We start from the raw sequence: 1,868 nt of genomic DNA, 5'->3' as shown, positions 1-1,868 counted from the left end.
TCAAGAAATTATATTGAATATCAAGAATTCCCTTGTCCTTTTGATCTTTCATGTTTCCGTTATCATCGTAGGCTATCGTGTTTCCTGATACATCGGGATGTCGCAGGACGAAGTGGGCAAACTCGTAGGTGTCCACGGGGCTGTCATCGGTAGATATGAGCGTGAGGAAGTAAAACCATCTATTGAGATGGCCACGCAGCTGGCAGAAGCCCTGGAAGTGTCTCTGGATTATCTTGTAGGTTCTACGGATATTCTACTGGATAAAAATATTGTCGCTAAAATTTTAGATATACAAAAACTAAAGGAGAACGATAGACAACACGTCTTCGCTCTCCTTGATGCTTTTCTAAAACAAACTAAACTGCAAAGCATTTTATAAAACAACAAAGCCACTCAATCGAGTGGCTTTGTTATTCTATTCATTAAACTTAAATACATTAATTTGTTTCATGTCTTTAAGTTCATTATTAAATTGAGCTTTTAAAATAATTTCTATTACATTTGGTGATAAATCTTTTAGTTTTAAAGGGTTTTTAGGACTGGCTACTAAATGATAATTAGAATCTAAAAAATTATTTAAAACAGTTTTATCAAAAGCATAAATTCCTTTTTTAGCCATATTTATAAAATCTGATAAATACGTTTCGTTTACATCAGGTAATATACTCTTTAGCTCCGGATTAATAATAACATCGGATATTTCAGGTAGATTTCTAAAATAAGAAGACAATATCCCATTTTTCTCTCCTAATTCCGCTATTGTTTCAGGAAGCTTACCTCCAGCTGATGCAACAAAAGCAATTTCATTATTACCTGTAAAAAACCAGTCTATATCTAAACTTTGTTGTTCTATTTCTGTATACATATATTATTTTCCAAAAGTTGTTTTGCAATTTTCACACATTGGTATGGTCTGACCAGTTCTCGGTCTAATAGCTTCAGTAAAATTAACCTGAGAAGGACTCGCTAAAGGATTATCCAACAACAATTTATTTCCTGCTTGAAACTCAGCACAACAACCAACAACATTACCCGCAGGAGTTCTTGTACCTATTCCTCCCAATTCACTAACAACACCTTCTAATTGAGGCGCAATTGTTATTGGGGGAACTCCACTTGTTGCTATAGTAGTCTGCCCATTCAATTCAGCTCCTACAATAGTTGCTGGAGCCTTACCTCCTGCTGAAAGTTCTGATGCTGTTGCAGTAACTTCAGAACTTAATTTACTCATTCTGCCAGCAGTTCTTAATGATGAAATTGCACTTCCTATTCCTTCTGTCGCAATAGCTGCACCTCCTTCTATCACCGCTGTTCCAAGTGCTTTTCCTGCAATCTTACCTGCAACTGTTGCATCTCCTTTTTTTACACTTGCTCCAGCAATTGCTGGGAATGCGGCTACTGATGCCATCAGATTGGTTGACTTTGAAATACCTGATTTTAGAGCTCCACTTGGATTACTTGCTAAAGATTTAGCAGATTCTATAGGATGAGTTACCACTTGCTTAACACCTTGATAAGTTCCTGCTGCAACACTTTTTGCACCTTGATACATTCCAGAATAATAAGTTTTAGCAAGATTCCACAAATTACCACAACATCCCTGAGCTTCTCTTCCATCAGGATCAACAAACATTATAGGATTATCTAATGCATAGGTATAAGGTGAAAATCTTCTCGACTTTTCTGCTAGTTCATCTGCAACACCCCATCTTCCAATATCTGGCATATACATCCTCGCTCCGTAATCATACATTCCTGTCTCTTGTAGCTCCTTTCCGTTGTACTTATAGTTCTGATATCCACCCAGGTTTCCTTTTAATCCTCCGATATGGTTTAGCCCAAAAGCATAATAGTTGTTGGTATCTGTA

Annotated in this window: 3 protein-coding genes and 1 pseudogene; 2 read left to right on the top strand and 2 right to left on the bottom strand. The window is 36.8% G+C overall.

The window, feature by feature from the left end:
- Positions 1–97: 97 nt before the first annotated feature.
- A pseudogene (locus DRF60_RS21925) lies at positions 98–175 on the top strand (helix-turn-helix domain-containing protein); the annotation flags it as partial.
- 12 nt (positions 176–187) lie between these two features.
- Positions 188–379, top strand: a complete 192-nt coding sequence (locus tag DRF60_RS20855) for a hypothetical protein (RefSeq protein ID WP_077415264.1) — start codon at positions 188–190, stop codon at positions 377–379.
- Positions 380–415: 36 nt separating this feature from the next.
- Here DRF60_RS20855 and DRF60_RS20850 read toward each other — a convergent pair whose 3' ends face one another.
- Entirely contained in the window at positions 416–865 is a 450-nt protein-coding gene (locus DRF60_RS20850) for a hypothetical protein (protein ID WP_116015272.1), read from the bottom strand.
- A 3-nt stretch (positions 866–868) separates the two neighbouring features.
- Positions 869–1,868: RHS repeat-associated core domain-containing protein (locus DRF60_RS20845; RefSeq protein WP_133297270.1), on the bottom strand; the 1,000-nt coding region annotated here is incomplete at its 5' end.

It is taken from the genome of Chryseobacterium elymi, from assembly GCF_003385495.1.
GTDB lineage: Bacteria > Bacteroidota > Bacteroidia > Flavobacteriales > Weeksellaceae > Chryseobacterium > Chryseobacterium elymi.
The sequence above is the reverse complement of the archived record's forward strand: the minus strand, read 5'-3'. Positions and strand labels throughout refer to the sequence as shown.